General features: G+C 71.2%; 1 protein-coding gene. It reads right to left on the reverse strand.

The window, feature by feature from the left end; genetic code table 11:
- Positions 1-1,040, reverse strand: a 1,040-nt coding sequence (locus D7231_RS35790) for a DUF3418 domain-containing protein (protein WP_120760559.1), incomplete at both ends; no start/stop codon positions are given.

Here is a 1,040-nt window from a genome sequence, read left to right on the forward strand (position 1 = left end):
CGCAGCCGCAGCGCGTCCAGGTCCTTGTCCTCGGCGTCCGCGCCGTCCACGATCAGCTTCCTGCGCCGCTCGTCCACCACCCGGAAGGTGATCCGCAGGTGCCCGGGCACCCGCGAGGCGTCGAAGTCCTCCGGCGCGATCCGCACGCCCGCCACCCCGGTCAGGAAGGCCGCGAGCGCGGCCGTCAGCGGGCGTTCCTCCGGCTCCGGCGTCTCGCGCAGGAACCGCTGGGCGAAGTTCGGCGCCGGGACGCAGTGCCGGCGCAGCGGCTTGGGCAACGACCGGATCAGCTCGGTCACCAACTGCTCGCGCAGGCCCGGGATCTGCCAGTCGAAGCCGTCGGCCGTCACCTGGTTGAGCACCTGGAGGGGCACGTGCACCGTCACGCCGTCCGCGTCCGCGCCGGGCTCGAACTGGTACGTCACGCGGAAGCTGAGCCGCCCCTGCCGCCAGGTGTCGGGGTAGTCGGCCTTGGTGACGGCGCCGGCCCGCTCGTTGATCAGCATCGACTTCTCGAAGCTGAGGAGGTCGGGCTCCTCCTGCCGCTTGCGCTTCCACCAGGAGTCGAAGTGGGCGCCGGAGACGATCTCCTCGGGCAGCCGCTGGTCGTAGAAGGCGTACAGCGTCTCGTCGTCCACCAGGATGTCGCGGCGCCGGGCGCGGTGCTCCAGCTCCTCGACCTCGGCCAGCAGCTTGCGGTTGTCGTGGAAGAACTGGTGCCGGGTGCGCCAGTCGCCCTCGACCAGGGCGTTGCGGATGAACAGGTCCCGGCAGGTGGCCGGGTCGATGCGGCCGTAGTTCACCTTGCGCTGGGCGACGATCGGCACGCCGTAGAGGGTGACGCGCTCGTAGGCCATCACGGCGGCCTGCTTCTGCTCCCAGTGCGGCTCGCTGTAGGTCCGCTTCACCAGGTGCCCGGCCAGCGGCTCGATCCACTCCGGCTCGATGCGGGCGTTGATCCGCGCCCACAGCCGGGAGGTCTCCACCAGCTCGGCCGACATCACCCAGCGCGGCTGCTTGCGGAAGAGGCCAGAGCCGGG

Origin of the sequence: Streptomyces klenkii (assembly GCF_003626645.1) — a bacterium.
Taxonomy (GTDB): domain Bacteria; phylum Actinomycetota; class Actinomycetes; order Streptomycetales; family Streptomycetaceae; genus Streptomyces; species Streptomyces klenkii.